The 18,123-nt window shown below is 74.5% G+C and carries 13 protein-coding genes; 9 read left to right on the top strand and 4 right to left on the bottom strand.

Translation table 11 applies throughout. From position 1 onward, the window contains the following. Positions 1-113 precede the first annotated feature (113 nt). A complete protein-coding gene (locus R4Z62_RS00885; RefSeq protein WP_491521817.1) occupies positions 114-191 on the top strand; it encodes a 50S ribosomal protein bL37 in 78 nt (25 codons plus the stop codon). Between the two features lie 119 nt (positions 192-310). Here R4Z62_RS00885 and R4Z62_RS00890 read toward each other — a convergent pair whose 3' ends face one another. Further along, positions 311-502, bottom strand: coding sequence for a thiomuracin/GE37468 family thiazolyl RiPP peptide (locus tag R4Z62_RS00890; RefSeq protein ID WP_018566125.1), 192 nt, complete (start codon positions 500-502; stop codon positions 311-313). A 214-nt stretch (positions 503-716) separates the two neighbouring features. Here R4Z62_RS00890 and R4Z62_RS00895 point away from each other — a divergent pair, with 214 nt between their 5' ends. The 8 genes from R4Z62_RS00895 (at position 717) to R4Z62_RS00930 (ending at position 13,281) form a co-directional block, all read left to right on the top strand. Then, positions 717-1,715 (top strand): hypothetical protein, encoded by a 999-nt coding sequence (locus R4Z62_RS00895; RefSeq protein ID WP_491518833.1) that lies wholly within the window; start codon positions 717-719, stop codon positions 1,713-1,715. A gap of 59 nt (positions 1,716-1,774) precedes the next feature. Next, on the top strand, positions 1,775-3,055 hold the full coding sequence (locus R4Z62_RS00900; RefSeq protein ID WP_491518834.1) for a nitroreductase family protein: 1,281 nt from the start codon (positions 1,775-1,777) through the stop codon (positions 3,053-3,055). Beyond that, a complete protein-coding gene (locus R4Z62_RS00905; protein ID WP_491518835.1) occupies positions 3,055-6,051 on the top strand; it encodes a lantibiotic dehydratase in 2,997 nt (998 codons plus the stop codon). The genes R4Z62_RS00900 and R4Z62_RS00905 overlap by 1 nt, the downstream gene beginning before the upstream one ends. 128 nt (positions 6,052-6,179) lie before the next feature. Continuing rightward, positions 6,180-7,040, top strand: coding sequence for a lantibiotic dehydratase C-terminal domain-containing protein (locus tag R4Z62_RS00910; RefSeq protein ID WP_491518836.1), 861 nt, complete (start codon positions 6,180-6,182; stop codon positions 7,038-7,040). Positions 7,041-7,097: 57 nt separating this feature from the next. Continuing rightward, entirely contained in the window at positions 7,098-8,468 is a 1,371-nt protein-coding gene (locus R4Z62_RS00915; protein WP_491518837.1) for a lantibiotic dehydratase C-terminal domain-containing protein, read from the top strand. After that, positions 8,465-9,826: a SagB family peptide dehydrogenase gene (locus tag R4Z62_RS00920; RefSeq protein ID WP_389595438.1), complete on the top strand. Its 1,362-nt coding sequence runs from the start codon at positions 8,465-8,467 to the stop codon at positions 9,824-9,826. The genes R4Z62_RS00915 and R4Z62_RS00920 overlap by 4 nt, the downstream gene beginning before the upstream one ends. Before the next feature lie 61 nt (positions 9,827-9,887). Further along, on the top strand, positions 9,888-11,312 hold the full coding sequence (locus R4Z62_RS00925) for a hypothetical protein (protein WP_491518838.1): 1,425 nt from the start codon (positions 9,888-9,890) through the stop codon (positions 11,310-11,312). After that, complete coding sequence (locus R4Z62_RS00930; RefSeq protein ID WP_491518839.1) at positions 11,305-13,281, top strand: TOMM precursor leader peptide-binding protein; 1,977 nt, start codon at positions 11,305-11,307, stop codon at positions 13,279-13,281. The genes R4Z62_RS00925 and R4Z62_RS00930 overlap by 8 nt, the downstream gene beginning before the upstream one ends. A gap of 125 nt (positions 13,282-13,406) precedes the next feature. Here the strand turns inward: R4Z62_RS00930 and R4Z62_RS00935 are convergent, their stop codons facing one another. The 3 genes from R4Z62_RS00935 to R4Z62_RS00945 all read right to left on the bottom strand — a co-directional run bounded on the left by R4Z62_RS00935 (position 13,407) and on the right by R4Z62_RS00945 (position 17,835). Next, on the bottom strand, positions 13,407-14,300 hold the full coding sequence (locus R4Z62_RS00935; RefSeq protein WP_064530948.1) for an NADP-dependent oxidoreductase: 894 nt from the start codon (positions 14,298-14,300) through the stop codon (positions 13,407-13,409). 109 nt (positions 14,301-14,409) lie between these two features. Next, on the bottom strand, positions 14,410-15,279 hold the full coding sequence (locus R4Z62_RS00940; protein ID WP_491518840.1) for an MBL fold metallo-hydrolase: 870 nt from the start codon (positions 15,277-15,279) through the stop codon (positions 14,410-14,412). Positions 15,280-15,450: 171 nt separating this feature from the next. Continuing rightward, the gene (locus R4Z62_RS00945; protein ID WP_491518841.1) at positions 15,451-17,835 is read right to left on the bottom strand and encodes a phosphoketolase family protein; all 2,385 of its coding nucleotides are present in this window, start codon (positions 17,833-17,835) and stop codon (positions 15,451-15,453) included. Positions 17,836-18,123 lie beyond the last annotated feature (288 nt).

Here is an 18,123-nt window from a genome sequence, read left to right on the forward strand (position 1 = left end):
ACCGGCCTCCGGCCGACCGGATGCGGGGGTTCCGTCCCGTGAATCGCGGACCGCCGGGAGCTGTGGAAGCATGGGCCGGGGAACACCCGCGCGTGCCTCATCAGGAGGTCTGCATGTCCTCGAAGCGTCGCCGGAAGAAGAAGGCCCGCCGCAAGCACCAGGCGAACCACGGGCGGCGGCCTCAGTGCTGAGTGCCTGACGGCGCCCGGTATCCGCACGGTCGCACCGTACTCACGGCGCATCTCCCAGGGTGCGCCGTGGCGGCGTGTGCCGGGCGGGGCGCCCCGCCCGGCACACGCCGCCGGCCGGCTCAGGAACAGCTGCAGTTGCAGCAGTTCGGCGGCGGGGCACAGCAGAAGGACGCGCTCACTTCGGTCATGCCGTGACCCGCCGTCAGCGACTGGCTGTGCTCGTCCTCGGCCAGCGAGCCGAGGTCGAGGTCCAGCGCGAGGTCGGCGACCGCGTCAGCGAGCGAGGGCGTGCCATTGCTGAACTCGTTCATCAGAACCCTCCTTCCCGATTTGACATGCCGTCAACAATGTGTTGGCGACAACGAGTTGGGACACTAGCGTGGCGGTCTCCCCTTGTGAAGAGGATGGACTAGACCATTTGAATCGGTTAGTGTCGGCCGCCGAGAGGCCACGCATCACGGCTTCCGCCGGCGGCTGCGCGCCCGCGGAAGCACATTCCCGCAGCGGCTCCCGATGGAGGTGGCGATGAGGCCGAGACTGCTTCCCGACACACATCTGCTGCCCTCCGACCGAGGTGTGGTGATCAGCGGGCCCCGGCACACCGCCGCCTTCGCGCTGCCGGGCATGTATCCCTGGCTGGAGCGGCTGCGGCCGTTCCTGGACGGCCGCAGCAGCCTGGACCAGCTCACCGCCGGACTCGCGCCGCAGGCCGCCCGGCATGTCCGCACACTGGTGGACCTGCTGGTCAGGGAGGGTTTCGCACGGGATGCCGCGCGGGATCTGCCGCACGGACTGAGTCCGCAGATCCGGGCACGGCACGCCGCGCTGATCGACTTCGTCGCGGCGCGCGCCGACTCGCCCGAGCACCGCTTCGAACGGTACCGCGACTGCGCCCCCGTGGTGGTCGGTGCGGGGCGGCTGGCGGGCGCGCTGGTTCTCGCCCTGATCGCCTCGGGTGTGGCCCGCATACGCGTGCACATCGACGAGGCCACGGACGACATGGCCCGGCTGCGGGAATGCGTCGCGCTGCTCGGCGAGGAGGGCTACTGCTTCCGTCACGAGGAGCTGGACGGCCCTCTTGACCGACTCCCGCCCGACACAGGGGTGTTACTGCTCGGTTCCGATGTGTTCACCCCCGATTCCATGGCACGGGCCCACACACTCGCGGAACGTGCCGGGGTGCGCTACGGGCAGGCGGTGGGCCGAGGCGACCACGTCGTGATCAGCGCCGTGAGCGATCCCCGCAGTTCGCCGGAGTCACCGGCCCCCGCCGACTCGCCCGACGGCGGCGGCCGGTCCGCGCGGGAGCCCGCAAGCGCCCTGGGCAACGCACGGGCGCGGAAGCCGAGTTCCTACCTCCGCGGCCCGGTCGCCGCGCTCGCCGCCGACCAGCTCTGCCTGCACCTGCTGTACCGGACGGCGGGGCTGGACGGCCCGGACGGCGACGGCCGCCCCTCACCGGTCGCCGAGCCGGTGGCACTGGACCTGCGCACCGGCCGCTTCGTCGGCGCGGACGCGGCGTGACCGGCACAGCGAGCACGGCGCGCCCGGCCGAGGTGACGGCGTCCGACAGTCCGTTCCCCATGGCTCTCTGGTCCGAGGCGGTCTGCTCCCGCCGCGCGATCCCGGACACGCTCGCGTCCGGCGCCCCGGCCCCGGGCACGGCCGACCCCGAGCAGGACCCGCTCCCCGCCGGGCCCCGCCTGCCACTGGCGCCGCCACCGCTGCGGCTCCCGCCCGCCTCCGGTTCCCCGGCCGACCTCGCCGACCCTGCCGTCCTCGCCGCGCTGCTGCACTACTCCTACGGCCTGCTCCAGCACGATCCGACCCCGGGCGGCCGTCCGCTGCACCGCGCGGTGGCCTCCGCCCGCTGCCGCTACCCGAGCGAACTGACCCTGGTCACCCCCGAGGCGGCGTACCGCTTCGATGCCCTTCATCACCAACTCGTCGGCCTCGACGGCTCCTCGGCAGCCCGGCGGCCGCCCGCCCCGGGCTCGTCGGCGTTCCTGGTGATCACCAGCCGCTTCGCCCGCACCGCGCGCCTCTACGGCGACTACGCGCCGCGCCTGTGCGCCCAGGAGGCGGGGATGCTGCTGGGCGCGGTGCACCTGGTGGCCGCCGCACTCGGCCTGCGCGCCCGGCCCGGCGCGGACCTGGGGACCCTGCTCGGGCTGTGCGCGGACTGGCTGCCGGGCACTGGCGAACACCCGATGGCTTATGTGGAGTTGGGCTCCGAGTCGCGCTCCGTCGGCGGCCCGGCCACGCCGAGGACAGACGGACCGGCCTGGTTACCGCCCGACCTGGCCTCGGTGCTGCGTGCCCGCCACTCCGGTGCCGCGATCTTCGACCCGGACCCGGTGCCCGCCCCGGCGCAGTTGCTCCCCGACCTCGGCGCCGCCCTCGCCGACGCGCCGTTCGACGACTTCTCCTGCCATCTGCTGGTCGGCCGGGTCACCGGCACCGAGCCGGGGCACCATGTGCACAACGGCGGACGGACCCGCCTGGTGTACGACGGCGACCCGCTCCCGCTGCTGGAGCAGATCGGGCAGACCGAGGGCCGGGTGTCGGTGAACTTCCGCGCCACCGCCTGCACGGCCTACATCGCCGTCCGGCGCGGCGAGGCGGTGGCGAAGTACGGCGCGGACGCGTTCCGCAGGCTGCATCTGACCGCGGGGGCGGTGGCCCACCGCATCTGTGTCGTCGCCGCCCGGCACGGGCTCTGCGCCCGGGTGCACAACGGCTATGACGCCGCCCGCGCCGCACACCTGCTGGGCCTGTCCCCGGACGAGGAGACGGTCCTCTTCCAGGTGGCCCTCGGCACGGCGCGGCCCAGCGCCTCCTTCCGGGTCCCGGTGGTCTTCTGATGAGCCCCGGGACTCCGCACGCCCACCCCGCCCCCGTGGCCGCCTGCCCCACCGCCGGCCCACGCTCCACGCCCCCCGCCGACCTCCTCTCCTCCCCCGTCGGCGTACGCGTCGCCGGCCTGCCCACCGGCGCGCTGGACGCCTCCCGCATCCCGCGCAGCACCGAACTCGCCGTGCGGATCGCCTCGTTGGACCGGCGGCTCGCCCTCGACGCGGCGCGTCTCGGCGAGGAACTGTACGCAGTGATCGGCACGGAGGCCGCACGCCCGTTCAAGGCCCGGCTGGTGGGGCTGCGCCGAGCCGTCCACCAAGGCGTTCGTATCGCCGCACTGCTGGACAGGGCGGCCCCTCCGCACGTCCTCGGCGCCGACCTCGCCGAGGGCCTGCACCGGCACGCCGCCCTCCTCGGCGCCCGGGACAATCTCTTCGCCGAACTGGAGCGCACCCTCCCCGCCGAGACCCGTTCCGCCGCGGCGGCCCTGGCGGGGCTCGTCGAGGACCGGTCGTTCGCCGCCGGTCTCGGATACGCCAGCGCCGATCTGTACGCGGACGTGCTGCGCTGGCGCGAGCGCGCCCGAGCCGGACGACGGCCGCTGGACGGGGCGGCCGTCCGGCTGGCCAAGTACGCGGCCCGCGCGATGGCCAAACCCAGCCCGCTCACCACCTTCGCCGCGAGCGGGTTCGGCCGCTGGGCGGCGGACGCGGGCGCCGCGGTACGCCTGGAGAGCACCGCGCGGACCGAGGTGGCCGAAGCCAGTCTGCTGCCGCTGTCCCGGATCGCCGCCGCGCTCGCCCTGCTGCCCGAACTGGACGCGGCCGTGGAGCTGCGGGTCAACCCGTGGGCCACCCGGGTACGCTCCCCCGGCGGGGACGAGGAGTGGCTGTTCACCGTGCCGGGCCCCTCCGGCGCCGTACGCTCGCTGCCCGCCACACCGGCGCTGGAGGCGATCCTGACGGCGGTCCACGAGGCCGGAAGCCCGCGGCGGCTGCGCGCCCTGCTCGGCGCGTCCGGCTCGACCGGTGACACCGCCGTCCCGACCGGTGGCGCCCCTGTCCCGACCGGTGGCGCTCCTGCCCGGCCCTGGGCGGCCACCGCCGACGCCGTCGTCGCACAACTCGTCCGGCTGGGCCTGCTGGAGGTACGCCTGGGCCTCCCGGACCAGGAAGTCGACGCGGCCTCGCTCTGCGACTGGCTCGGCGAGCGGCTGCCCGCACCGCACGACGCGCAGCCGGCCGAAGAACAGCCCACTGCCGGACGGCCCACCGACACGCAGTCGTCCGACATACCGGCGGCCGTTCCACCAGCGACCGATCCACGGACGGCCGACCGCGTCACGCTCCTGCTCGCCGATCTGCGCGCGATCCGCGACGGAGCGGACGCCGCCCGCACCGCCGAGCCCGCCTCCCACGGTCGTATCGCCGCCGCCATGCACATCCGCACCAGGGACGCGGCCCACCGGCTCGGACTGCTCGGTCCGGCCGGGCAACCGGAGGGCGGCACACCCTACTTCCACAACACCGTCGTCACCGGCACCGCCGCCGTCCTCGACCCGGCCGCCTGGCGGACCGCCCTCGCGGATCTCGCCCTGGTGCCCGCCCTGCTCGCCCCCTTCGACGCGCTCGCGCCCCGGCGAGAAGCGCTGGGCCGGCGCGCCGCGACCGCCTACGGGCCGGGCTTCGTACGGCCGTTGTCCACCTTCCTCAAGGACTTCGGCGCCCACTGGGACCGAGCCGAACCGAACGGGCCGGACGCACCGGCTTCAGGGTTCGCCACCGCGCGGGACGCGGGACGGCAGGACGGACTGCGCCGTCTGATCTCCGGTACCGCGCCCGGCCCCGACGGCACGGTCCGGCTCGATCCACGAGCCGTCCGCGAGCTGTGCGCCACCTGGCCCGAGCCGCACACCTCCGGCGACCGCCACACCTGCTACGTCCAGACACTGCCCCACACAGGCACAGACTCACACCCAGGCTCACACCCACGCTCACACCCAGGCTCACACCCAGACGCACACACCGGCACCGGACTCGCCCTGGTGCTCAACACGGTCACCGGCGGCCGCGGCACCGGCCGCACCCGGACCGCCCGCCTCCTCGGCGCACCGCACACACACTCGGACCCGAACACCACCGTCACAGCGCCCGAGAGCGCACAGAGCAACCTCCTGTACGCCGAGTTCGACGCCACCTTCGGCAGTGCCCTCAACCAGCGCGCCCCCGCCACCCGGTACGCGATCGACCTCGACGGCTCCACCTCGCACCGGCCCCCCGGCCGGCTGATCCGCCCCGCCGATCTGGACGTCGCGCACGACCGGCACACCGGGCACCTGCGCCTCACCCACCGCCCCACCGGCCGCGTCGTACGACCGCTGCACCTTGGCCTGCTCGCCACCCCGCTGCTTCCGCTGCCGGCCCGGCTGCTGGTGGAGGTCTTCGGCCCGGCCTCGTACACCTTCTGGTCGGACTGGCCCCAGCTCTGGCAGTTCCTCCCGCCGGACCCGGCCGCCGCCCCGTCCGGCCCCGGCGCGGGGACGGCACCCGGGACGGGCTGGAAGAAGATGCCCCGGCTCGCCCTCGGAAGCGTGGTGCTGCGCCGCGCGACATGGTTCGTCGACCGGGGACAGGCGCCCGTACGTGCCGCCGGGGAGCGGGACGCCGCCCACCTGGTCCGGATACACGCCTGGCGCGCCGCCCTCGGCCTGCCCCGGCGCTGCTTCCTGCGCGTGCTCACCCCGCGCCCCGCCGGGGGTTTCACGGGTCCCGCGCTGCATGACAAGGACCGCAAGCCGGTCTACCTCGACTTCGCCCATCCCCATCTGCTGCGTGTCTTCGAACGGGCGGCGGCCATGGACCGGCCGCTTCTCCTCACCGAGGCCCTGCCCGACCTCCATGACGCGCCCGCCCAGCGGGACGGCCGCCACCACGCCGCCGAATTCCTGATCGAGCTGCCCGCCACCACGGTCCCGGCGCAACAGAGGCGGTCGGAAACATGCTGACCCCTACCGCCGACGGCGCACCGGCCCACGAGCCCGGCCGAAAGCCGAAGGGCCGGGAGACGGAAGTCCGGGAGACGGCAGGCCGCGGCACAGAAGGCACGGACGACTCCGGGTCGACGGACCGGTGGGTGAGTGCTCACGTGTTCACCGCTCACCCGCTGGACCTGGTGATACGCGACCTGGTCCGCGAGGTCTCCGGCGAACTGCGCCGACGCGGCCTGATCGACCTCCTCTTCTTCCTCCGCCACTGGCAGGGCGGCCCCCATCTGCGCCTGCGGGTGCGCCTCACCGAACCGGCCGCAGAACCGGTGGTGCGCGCCGCGCTGGCCGCTCACGCCGAGACGTTCTTCCAAGCCCTGCCCGCCTCCGCTGCCATGACGGAACATCAATACCGGTCGCTCGCCGCGGAGTTGTCCGCTCATGAACCGGAGAGCGAGCCCGGGACCCTGGCGCCCAACGACACCCTGGCGTTTCTCCCCTACCGGCCCGAACACGCCAAGTACGGCCGGGGCGCGGCGCTGCGCGCGGCCGAGGAGTCCTTCGCGGTGTGCAGTGAGCTGGCCACCGCCGCCGTGACCGCCCGCCGGAGCACGGCCCAGCGGACGGCGTACTGCTTCGCCCTGCTGACCGGCACCCTGGACCCGCACACCGCCCCGCCCGCGCGGCGTCCGGATCCGGCGGTGGTGGCGCAGTACCGGGGCCGACGCGACGTGCTGCTCGGCGTCGCCCGCGCGGCGCGGGCGGCACACGCGGCGGCGCCGGAACAGGCGCCTGCTGCGCACGAGCGGGGCGACGCCGACCCGGTGGCCCGCTGGCTCACCTGCTGCCGCCGCGCCCAGCGGGAGGCCGCCGGTCCCGCCCGGCTCGCCGGGCACCTGACCCACCTGGCGTGCAACCGCCTGGGCGTACGCCTCGACCAGGAGGCGACCTTGCGCGGCCTGGCCCGGCTCGCCGTGGCGGAACTCACCGGCAGCGCCGGTCCCGCATGACCGCGGCCCCCGCCGGGAAGCCCCGGTCGACCGAGAACCACGAAGGAGGCACTCCCCATGGCAGGCAACCCGCCGGCGGCCGAACCCCAGTGGCGCGCGGCTCATGTCGCGTACTTCGGCGACGACACCGACCAGCTGATCCTGCGGGCCGTACGGCCGGTCATCGAGCGCTGCGCCGCTCACGGCGCCGCGGCCCATGTGCTGCGGCACTGGCGTCGCGGGCCGCATCTGCGCCTGGTGGTCCGGACCACACCCGCCGTCTTCGCCGAGGTGGTGGAGCCCGCCGTACGCGAACTGATCGGCGGCCATCTGCGGGCACACCCGTCCACGGCGCCCGCGCCCGACGAGGACGCGCTGCTGCCGCTGCACCGCCGCCTGGCCGAGGCCGAACGGGAGACCGGCCCGCTGACCCCCTTCTACCCGGACAACTCCATCACCTGGGAGGAGCACGACCGCCGGATCGACGTGCTCGGGTGCCCGGTGGGCGCCGACGAGCTAGCCCTGTTCTACGAGCGCACCAACGACCTGCTGTTCGAGCACCTGGAGGCCGTCGCCGCCGGTCTGCCGCGCGAGACACTGGCCCTGCGCCTGATGCTCGCCACCGCGCACACGCTGTGCCGGCATCCGCAGGACCCGTCGATCCGGCGCGGGTTCGTCTCCTTCCGCTCGCATGCCGAGGGGTATCTGAGCACGGCCGGGCCGCGGGCGCGGCAGGGCTTCGAGCAGCGCTACGCGGCCAACCGCGCGGTGCTCACCGCGCAGGTGCGTGCCGTGGTCGCGGCCTTCGACCCCGTCCCGCCCGGCCCCGTCCCGCCCGGCCCCGGCCTGCCCGCGACCGATGTGCCCGCGTCCGCCACACCTGCGCCGGGCCGCGGGTCCGCGTCCGATATGTCCGGTGCCGGTGCCGGTGCCCTCGCCGAGCCGGGCGGGGCTGCGACGCTGCACCGCTGGGTGGCCGCGATCGATCCGCTGGGCAGCCGCTGGACCGCGTTGTACGAGGCCGGTGAGATCCCCGAGGCGGAGATACCGGACGACGAGGAGAACGGCATCGGCGGCCTGCTCTCCGCCAGCCTGCTGCACCGGGCGATCAGCGGCAGCGCGACGTACAAGCGGATGATGTACCGCGATCCGCGCTTCCTGAGGTACCGCCTCATGCTCAACTACACCTATCTCCACCTCACCCGGCTCGGCCTCCCGGGGCTGAGCCGCTATCTGCTCTGCCATCTGGCGGCCGACGCCGTGGAGGAGGTCTACGGGGTCAGCGCGCTCCAACTCGTCCTGGCCACCGCCGAGAACAGCGGCACCGCGAGCGGCACCGAGGCCGAGAAGGCCAAAGAGACCAAGGAGACCGAGGAAACCAGGAAGACCGACGAGAGCGGTGGCCGTGCCCCGCGGGCCGTCGCCGCACCCGCGCGGACCCGCGGATGACGGCCCCCGCACCGGCTGCCGGTTCCGGCACCCGTCCCCCGTCCGACGAGACCGGCGGTGCCGCGGCACGCCGCTACCACGCCCGGTACGGCAGTGTGCTGCCCGCCATCGACCCGGCGGCGGGCAGCACGCCGCCCAAACACCATCCGGGGGCGCGCGTCCTCCCGCTGCCGTATCCGCCGGCCTTCCCGCCCGCTCCCTCGGCGGACCGCCCTTCGCCGTCCCCGGACCATGGCCTCGCGCCGGACCCGCAGGACCTGGGACACCTGGGCGCCCTCCTCGCGCTGCTGAACGGCGTCACCCGCGCCGACTGGACGGACGGACGCGTACGCGCCGGACGACCGGTGCCGTCCGGTGGCGGCGCCTATCCGGGCGAGGTGTATGTGGCGACCGCCTCCGGTCTCTGCCACTACCTGCCGGCGGCGCACGCCCTCGAACTGCTCTCCGAGGCCGATCTGCGCGCCGACCTCGCCGGTGCGCTGAGCCCGCCTCCGGCCGTGCCACCGGAGGTGCTGCTGCTGATCAGCAGTCGGCTGGGGGCGAACCTGGCCCGCTACGGACCGTTCGGCCACCGCCTCCAGGCGCTCGACACGGGTGTGCTGGCCGGGCAGGCGCTCACCCTGCTGGAGTCGGCCGGTGCCGCGCCGACGGCGCACGCGCTGTTCGCGCAGGAGCGCGTGGGGCGGCTGCTCGGCCTGGACGCGGAGACGGAACACGTCCACGCCGTCGTCACCGCCGGGCGGCCGGGCCCCGTGGCGTCCGCCACCGCGTTGCTGAACCGCCGTACGGCCAGGGCCGGTTACGAGCCCGTCCCGGTTCCGCTGGCCCTTGTACTCGGCGTTCTGGACCGGGCGGCCCGCCCGGTGGCACTGGACCACACCGCGCCCGCCGACTGCGACCTCTACGTGGTGGCCCACCGCGTCACCGGGCTCGCGCCCGGCTGCCACCGCCGCGATCCGCGCACCGGGCGGCTGGTGCCGGTCGCCGACGGCGTCAGCGCGCGAGAGCTGTTCCCGGCGGGCGGTCCGGGCGAGCTGGCCGCCTTCGAAGCCGCCTGCGCCGTGGTGGTGACCGGGAACTACGAGGCGGGATATCCGGTGTACGGGGACCGCTGGTACCGGATGCTCAATCTGCGGGCGGGCGTCCTCGGCCAGCGCATCGGCCTGGCGGCGGCCCGTGCCGGACTGGGTGCCGGGCTGCGCTGCGACACCGACACCGGGGCCGCCGACGCCGCCCTGCGCACACCCCCGGACCGTACGACGCTGCTGGCCGCGCTGCTCGGGCCGGAACGCGGCGCGGGCGCGCCTTCCCACCACCTGCTCTTCAGCCCGGGTGTTCCGCCTCCTCCCACCGGGTGACCCGTCCTGCCCTCAGCGAATCAGCCGACCGTGCCCCCCTCCTTCCCCAGCCGAGGACACCGTGCTCGCCTCCGACTCCGTTCCCTTTCTGCGTCCCGACGTCTTCGTCACCCCGAGCGGCAGCGGCACCGTGCACGTGCGCTCCAGCCGCGGCACCGATCTGATCGCCGCGCCGGGCATCGCCGCCTGGCTGGACCGGCTCGCACCGTTCCTCGACGGCACCCGGACGGTCGACCAGCTCGTCGGCGGTCTCGACGAGAAGCGCCGCGCGGTGGTCCTGCGCGTCCTGCGGCTCCTCGACGCGCACGGCCTGCTCGACGAGCGGTCCGCCCCCGGGCCCGACCCGCGCGCCGCCGCCCACGCGAGGATGCGGGTACTGCTCTACGGCGACCCGGAGCACACCCGCGCCCAGGCGGACGCGCTGCGGCTGACCGGCCTGCACACCACCACGGCGCTCAAGGATCTCGGCGCCGTCCGGACAGCGGTGGCGGCGGGCGGCCACGACGCGCTGCTGCTGCTCACGGCGGACGCCGACACGGGGTCCGTCGCCCGGCTCGACGAGGACTGCCGCAGGCACGGCCTGTGGTTCGCCGCCGCCGTCCGCGACGCCGACGCCTGGTGGCTGGGCCCGACCCTCGCCCCCGGCGCCGAGCGCGCGGCGGGCGGCTGGGCGGGCGCCTGGCTGCGGGTCCACGGCACCCGGGCCGCCGACCGTGCCGCGCAGCCCCGTATTCCTGTCCCCCGCCCCGCCCTGGGTGCGGAGGCGGCCGCCGTGCTGCTGGCGCACCGGTTCCGGCAGGCTGTCCTGGACCCGGCCGCGCCCGAACCCCTCGTGCGGCTGGACGCCGCCGCGCTGACCACCACCCGGCACCGCTACCGGCCCCATCCGGCCGCGCTGCCGGCCGCACCGGAGTCCGCCGAGCGGCTCCTCGTCCGGATCGCGGCCCTGCGCGGCGGCCCGGCGGTCGGTGACGAGGAGTTCTCGCGGCGTGCCGCGGACTGCATCGACCCACGGTCCGGGCTGCTCGCGGAGCTGGACGAGGGCGGGCTGCCGCAGTTCCCCCGGCACGCGTCCAGCGCCCTGGTGCGCGATCCGTACACCGGCCGGGCCGGGCACCGGGTCCACGCCACCGGCCGCGACTTCACCGACGCACGGCTGCGCACCGCGCGACGCGCCCTGCTCCACTACGCTCAACTCGTTCTCGATCCGAGGCGGTTCGTCGACACTCCGGAGGGACCCGCGCTGTGGGCCTGGTCCCCGGAGCCGGGCACGGCCCGCCTGGTCCCGGCGGCCTCCGTGTCCGCTCGGGCGCCGCGCGTACCGCGCGGACTCGGCGCGGGCGCCACGTTCGACGAGGCGCTGGCGGCCGCACTGGGCGACCTGCGCGGCCCCGCGCGCGGCGCGCTGATCGTTCCGCTCGACCACGATCCGGCGGCCACCGAGGTCCTGCCCTACCTGCTGAAAGCGGTGCGCTGCGATGACTGAGACCCTGCTGCCCGTCGCCGCGCGGCTGCACCACGACGGCGGTCTCGTCGGCGGTGCCCTGGCCCGGCGGCTGAAGACCGCGTCACCGGCGCACGGGACAGGCATCAGGATCTTCTCCGCCGATACTCCTGACGCCTTGTCATCTCTGCTGTCCGATCAGGACGTTGGAGAAGGGCCGTGCCTGCTCGTCGTGGCGGAGCTGGACCGCGTGGTCGTCGGCCCGCTGGTCCGGCCCGGCGTCCCCGGCTGCCATCGGTGCCTCGCGGCCCGTCGCGCCGGGGCGCGGGCCGACGCGGCCGAGGCGGCGGCCCTCGAAGCCGCTCACGGCGGCCGCCTGACCGGCATGGTGTCCCCGCTGCTCACCCCACCGGCCGCCGATCTCGCCGCGACCCTGGCCCTGCACCGGCTCACCGCGGCGGACGACACCGCTCCCGCCGTCACCATGCTCCGCCTCGCCGATCTGGGGATCAGCCGCCACACCTTCCGGCCCGATCCGCACTGCGCGCACTGCGGTGGCCTGCCCGACGACCGCGCCGCCGGTGCCGTGATCCCGCGCGTCCCCCGGCCCAAACCGGACCCGGCGGTCCTGCGGGTACGGGACCTGCGTGCCGAGCGGACGGAGCTGGAGGCCCGCTACGCCGACGACGAGACCGGTGTCCTCAAGGGGCTGCGCACCCGCGGCCTGCACACGCTGCCGTTCGCCGAGGCCAAGGTCGGCCCGCCCGAGTCGGTCGACGGCGGGTACGGCCGCGCACTCGACTTCCGTACCGCCAGGGTCACCGCGGTCGCCGAGGCGCTGGAGCGGCTGGGCGGGGGCCGCCCGGGAGGACGGCGCACCGTGGTGCGCGGCAGCCACCGCGAACTGGCCGCCCTGCACCCCGACGGCGTACTGGACCCGGCGACCACCGGCAGCCATGAACCGCACCGCTACCGGGAGCCGGGCTTCCCCTTCCAGCCGTACCACCCCGATCTCGTCCTGCCCTGGGTCTGGGGCTACTCGCTCACCCGGGAGCGCCCGGTCCTGGTCCCCGAGCACCTGGCCTACTACCGGCTGGGCCGGCACAGCCCGGGGGACGTCCGGCCGTTCGTCTCCGAGATCTCCAACGGCTGCGCGCTCGGCGGCTGTGTGGAGGAGGCCGCCCTGTACGGTCTGCTGGAACTCGCCGAGCGCGACGCCTTCCTGCTCACCTGGTACGCCCGGCTGCCGGCGCCCGCGCTCGACCTGCGCTCCGCGCGCGACCGGCGGATCGGCCTGCTCGCGGACCGGATCCGCGAGAGCACCGGCTACCGCGTCGAGGTGTTCGACGTGACCGGAGCGGAGGGCATCCCCAGCTTCTGGGCCGCCGCCGTCGACACCCGGCCGGGCACCGGATCCGCGGCGGGGGCACCGCGTCCGAGCGTGCTGTGCGCCGGGGGCTCGGGGCTCGATCCCGAACGCGGTGTCTTCGGCGCGCTGCACGAACTGGTCACCGCCGTCGAGGCGTACCGGATGATCTACCCGCAGCGCGTGGCGGACGCCGCCCGGATGCGCGACGACCCCGAGCAGGTGCGGCTGATGGACGACCACGCGCTGCTGTACTGCGATCCGGTGGCCGCCCGCCGCCTGGACTTCCTGCTCGGTCCCGGCGGCGGGCCGCCTCGGGAGCGCACCGGTCTGCGGGAGCTGACCGACCGTCACGCCTGGCCGCGCCATGCCGATCTGCGCGCGGATCTGGACGAGTTGGTGGGCCGCTTCGCCGCGTCCGGTCTGGAGGCGATCGTCGTCGACCAGACCACTCCGGTGCACGCCGAGGCCCATCTCTCCTGTGTCAAGACGCTCGTCCCGGGCCTGCTCCCGATGACCTTCGGCCATCATCTGCGCCGGATCAGCGGTCTGGACCGTGTGCTGACCGCCCCGCACACCCTCGGCCACACCGCCGCGCCGCTCCGCCCCGAGGAGGTCAACCCGCATCCGCACCCGTTCCCGTGACCGCGCAGGCGCGGGCGCGGGCGCGGGAATGGGTGTAGGCGCAGCCGCACGCGTCCGTCACGCGTGACCACGGGGCCCCGAGCGCCTGCTCGCGGCCCCGCCGTCCCCTCCCGTCCGGCGCCGGGTCAGACGAGCAGGACGCGCCGTCCGCGAGTGTGCCCGGCCTGGCTGTCGATGTGTGCCGCGGCGGCGTCGCGGAGCGGGTACGTCTTCTCGACCGGGATGTGCAGCCGTCCCCGCGAGATGAGGCCGACGGCCTCGGTGAGCGCGTCCGGCACGCTGCCGGCCACTCCGGAGAAGCGCGCTCCGAACTCCGGTGCGCCGAGGTCGGCGATGGAGACGACCTTGTGCGGATCGCCGGTCAGTTCGACGAGTTCGCGGATCACACCGGAGCCGGCCAGGTCGAGCGCCGCGTCGACGCGGCCGAGCCGCCGCACCCGCTCGACCCACCCGTCCCCGTACGTGGTGGCGAGGGCGCCCAGGCTCCGCAGATAGTCCTGGTTCGCCGCCCCGGCGGTGCCGATCACGGTGATGCCGCGCTCGCGGGCGATCTGGAGCACCGCCGATCCGACGCCGCCGGACGCGCCGCTGACCAGCAGCGTCTGCCCGGACCGCACACCGACCTCGCGGATGATGCGCAGCGCGGTCTCGACCACGGACGGGTACCCGGCCGCCTCCTCGAACGTGAGGTCCTCGGGCATCAGGGCCCAGGCCGACAGCACGGCGAACTCGGCGTAGGTGCTCGACCCTTCGCCGAACACCCGGTCTCCGATCGCGACCCCTTCGACGCCCTCTCCGACCTCGTCCACCACCCCCGCGGCGTCCAGGCCGACTCCGGCGGGCAGCTCGATGGGATGGGCCGCCAGGATCTGGCCCTCACGGATCCGCCAGTCGACGGGATTCACACCCGCCGCCCGTACGGCGACACGTATCTGACCTGGGCCCGCGTGGGGCTCCTCGGCGTCCAGGAGGCGCAGCACGTCCGGACCGCCGAACTCGGCGAAGCTCACTTTCTTCATGCCGCCGAACCTAACACTATCGGTTAGGTTTTCAAAACGGTTAGTCTTTTGTATCCGGTAGCGGTACTCGCGGTGCGCCCGCCGGGCGGCGCACGCACCAGGGGTCTCCTCACCAGCGGACGGCGGTGAAGTCGATGGGGCGGGGCCGCAGCAGCCGGGTGCGTTCCGTGAGGGAGCGCAACCGCCGGGACATCTCGTCGGCGGGTAGCCTGCGGCGGTCGCCGTGGCCCGGCAGGACCCACTCGAAGCGCAGGTGTCCGGCCACCCTGGCGAGGGAGGCGGCCAGCTCCTCGACCGAGTACCACGTCACGCTCTCCGCGACCTCCAGGTCACCGGTGGTGCGCGACCAGTAGAAGCTGTCCCCGGTGAAGCAGTACCGGTCGTCCGCGAGGTAGAGGACGCTCCCCCGGGTGTGGCCGGGCAGCGGCAGAGCGGTGACGCCCTCGCCGACGTCCACCGCGTCCAGGCCGCCGATCACCCGGTCCGCGTCCGGTGCCGCGTCGAGGTCGCCCTCGTGGATCCACAGCCGGGCGCCGAAGCGGTCCGCGTAGTCGCGGCCGTGGGCGGCGTGGTCCCGGTGGGTGAGCAGGACGTCGGTCACGGGTCCGACGGCCGCGTACCGTGCGGCGAGGGCGGGGCTCCAGCGCGGGGTGTCGATCATCATCACGCTGCCGGACGGCCGCATGAGCAGGTAGGAGTTGGCTCCCGCGGTGTGCCGGGAGTTGTGGCCGCAGATCAGCACACCGTCGTCCAGGGCCATCGGGAAGGGGTCGAGCGCCGGGTCGGGCCGCCCGGTCGCCCGGCGCACCGAGCGGGTGGGGCAGGCGAAGGCGGCGGCGTGTAAGCGCCTCGTCTCCGCCTCGTCGCGCGGCGCCCGCAGCATGTGCGAGCGTCCTTGCGACTCGCCGATCAGCTCCGGTGCGAACTGCCGTGCGACATCGCAGTTGGTGCACCGGTCGTCCACGTACCAGCCGTCCATGGCAGGGCTCCTTCCAGCGGGGGCGGCCCCGGCCGGGGCCGCCCTCCAGGGATACGCCACCGGGCGGCGGGACCGGTAGGTCCCGCAGAGCTTGCGCTTGGCGACACCACCCTCTCTCACCGTCCGCCGGAAAGGGTGGTTCCTACCTGATTGTCCCACCCTTCGGGGCGGTCAGGCGTCCCAGGTCCAGTCGGTGACCTCCGGCAGGTCCGTGCCGTGCTCGCGGATCCAGGAGTGGTGGCGCAGCCGCACGTCCTCCATGCGCTGGCGCACGGCTGCGGCGCGCACCGCGAGGCCTGGGACGCGGTCGATGACGTCCATGACGAGGCGGTAGCGGTCGAGGTCGTTGCCGACCACCATGTCGAACGGGGTGGTCGTGGTGCCGATCTCCTTGTAGCCGCGGACGTGCAGGTGCTGGTGGCCGGAGCGGCGGTAGGCCAGGCGGTGGATCAGCCACGGGTAGCCGTGGTAGGCGAAGATCACCGGCTTGTCGGCGGTGAACAGACCGTCGTACTCGAAGTCGGTCATGCCGTGCGGGTGTTCCTCGCGGGGCAGCAGCCGGGCGATGTCCACGACGTTCACCACGCGCACGGCGAGTCCGGGCAGCTCGCGGCGGAGCAACTGGGCCGCGGCCAGCACCTCCTGGGTGGGCACGTCGCCCGCGCAGGCCAGGACGACGTCCGGTTCGCGGGAGCCGTCCTCGGTGCCCGCCCAGTCCCAGACACCGGCTCCGCGCGCGCAGTGCGCCTTCGCCGCTTCCATGGAGAGCCAGTCGAAGCAGGGCTGCTTCCCGGCGACGATCACATTGACGTAGTCGCGGCTGCGCAGGGCGTGGTCGGCCACCGACAGCAGGGTGTTGGCGTCCGGCGGGAAGTAGACGCGTACCGCCTCGGGGCTCTTGTTGAGGATGTGGTCGACGAAGCCGGGGTCCTGGTGGGAGAAGCCGTTGTGGTCCTGGCGCCACACGTGCGAGGTCAGCAGGTAGTTGAGGGAGGCGATGGGCGCGCGCCAGGGCAGCCGTCGGGTGGTGCGCAGCCACTTGATGTGCTGGTTGACCATCGAGTCGACGATGTGAGCGAACGCCTCGTAGCAGGAGAACAGCCCGTGCCGTCCGGTGAGGAGGTAGCCCTCCAGCCAGCCCTGGCAGGTGTGTTCGGACAGGATCTCCATGACCCGGCCGTGCCGGTCGAGGTGTTCGTCCACGTCCAGGGTCCGGGCCTGCCATGCCTTGCCGCTGGCGTCGTAGACGGCCTGGAGGCGGTTGGAGGCGGTCTCGTCGGGGCCGACGAGGCGGAAGTCGCGGCGGTCCGCGGTCGCGGCCATGACGTCGCGGAGCAGGTCGCCGAGGACGCGGGTCGGTTCGTGCAGGGTCGCGCCGGGCCGGTCGACCTCGACGGCGTGCTTCTCCAGCGGCGGCAGGGGCAGCTCGCGCAGCAGCAGCCCGCCGTTGGCGCGCGGGGCGGCGCCGAGCCGCCGGGTGCCGTGCGGGACGCAGGCCAGGACGTCCGGGCGGGGTGTGCCGCGCTCGTCGAAGAGTTCCCGCGGCCGGTACGAGCGCAGCCACTCCTCCAGTTGCCGCAGATGCCCGGGGTCGTCGCGCACGGCGGCCAGCGGGACCTGGTGGGCGCGCCAGGTGCCCTCCACGGGCAGGCCGTCGACCTCGGCGGGTCCGGTCCACCCCTTGGGGGTGCGCAGAACGATCACCGGCCAGCGGGGCCGCTCGGTGGCGCCGTCCTCGCGGGCGGCGCGCTGGAGGGCGGTGATCCGGTCGACGGCGGTGTCCATCGCGGCGGCCAGGGCCCGGTGCACCGCGGCCGGTTCGTCGCCGGTGACATGGATCGGGTCGTGCCCGTAGCCCCTGAGCAGGGCGTCGAGTTCCGCCTCGGGGATCCGGGCGAGCACCGTGGGGTTGGCGATCTTGTAGCCGTTGAGGTGGAGGATCGGGAGCACGGCGCCGTCGTCGACCGGGTCGAGGAACTTGTTCGCGTGCCAGGACGCGGCCAGCGGTCCGGTCTCCGCCTCGCCGTCGCCGATGACGCAGGCCACCAGCAGCCCGGGGTTGTCGAGGGCGGCGCCGTAGGCGTGCGCGAGGGAGTAGCCCAGTTCGCCGCCCTCGTGGATCGAGCCGGGTGTCTCGGGCGCGACATGGCTGGGGACCCCGCCGGGGAAGGAGAACTGCCGGAACAGCCGCTCCATCCCGGGCGCGTCCCGGGTGACGTCCGGGTAGGTCTCCGTGTACGAGCCCTCCAGCCAGGAGTTGGCCAGCACCGCGGGCCCGCCGTGCCCGGGTCCCCAGACGCACAGCGCGTCCAGGTCCCGTGCCTTGATGACGCGGTTGAGGTGGGTGTGGACCAGGTTGAGCCCGGGAGAGGTGCCCCAGTGGCCGAGCAGCCGCGGTTTGATGTGCTCCCGGCGCAGCGGCTCGGTCAGCAACGGGTTGGCGAGGAGGTAGATCTGACCGACGGCCAGGTAGTTGGCGGCCCGCCAGTGGGCGTCCAGTGATCTCAGTTCCTCCTCCGTCAAAGGGGTGTGCGCCTGCTGCGTGTCGACGGACATCGGGTTCCTTTCCGTGTCGGTGCACGGTCCGGGCGGCGGCGGGTTCCGGCCGGTGGCTCCCGCCGTCCGCCGAACGGACGGGTACCCGCGGGAGCGGTCCGTGCCACAGGATCGCCGGTGTCGCAGGGCCGATCGGCCGAAAGGTACGGGGCGCCGCCCGGACGGCCGACCGGGGCGTCCGGCGCACCGGCCCAGGGACGCCGCCCGCACCGCTGCGCGCACCGGCCCCGCGCGCGCGTGCCGCGTGCGTGCCGTGCGCGGGAGCCGTCGGCGCGATGGTCAGTTCCG

This window comes from Streptomyces sp. PL-25, from assembly GCF_058344915.1.

Coding starts and splice junctions, on each gene's coding strand:
- R4Z62_RS00885 (WP_491521817.1), top strand. CDS start 114: ATGTCCTCGAAGCGTCGCCGGAAGAAGAAGGCCCGCCGCAAGCACCAG.
- R4Z62_RS00890 (WP_018566125.1), bottom strand. CDS start 502: ATGAACGAGTTCAGCAATGGCACGCCCTCGCTCGCTGACGCGGTCGCC.
- R4Z62_RS00895 (WP_491518833.1), top strand. CDS start 717: ATGAGGCCGAGACTGCTTCCCGACACACATCTGCTGCCCTCCGACCGA.
- R4Z62_RS00900 (WP_491518834.1), top strand. CDS start 1,775: ATGGCTCTCTGGTCCGAGGCGGTCTGCTCCCGCCGCGCGATCCCGGAC.
- R4Z62_RS00905 (WP_491518835.1), top strand. CDS start 3,055: ATGAGCCCCGGGACTCCGCACGCCCACCCCGCCCCCGTGGCCGCCTGC.
- R4Z62_RS00915 (WP_491518837.1), top strand. CDS start 7,098: ATGGCAGGCAACCCGCCGGCGGCCGAACCCCAGTGGCGCGCGGCTCAT.
- R4Z62_RS00920 (WP_389595438.1), top strand. CDS start 8,465: ATGACGGCCCCCGCACCGGCTGCCGGTTCCGGCACCCGTCCCCCGTCC.
- R4Z62_RS00930 (WP_491518839.1), top strand. CDS start 11,305: ATGACTGAGACCCTGCTGCCCGTCGCCGCGCGGCTGCACCACGACGGC.
- R4Z62_RS00935 (WP_064530948.1), bottom strand. CDS start 14,300: ATGAAGAAAGTGAGCTTCGCCGAGTTCGGCGGTCCGGACGTGCTGCGC.
- R4Z62_RS00940 (WP_491518840.1), bottom strand. CDS start 15,279: ATGGACGGCTGGTACGTGGACGACCGGTGCACCAACTGCGATGTCGCA.
- R4Z62_RS00945 (WP_491518841.1), bottom strand. CDS start 17,835: ATGTCCGTCGACACGCAGCAGGCGCACACCCCTTTGACGGAGGAGGAA.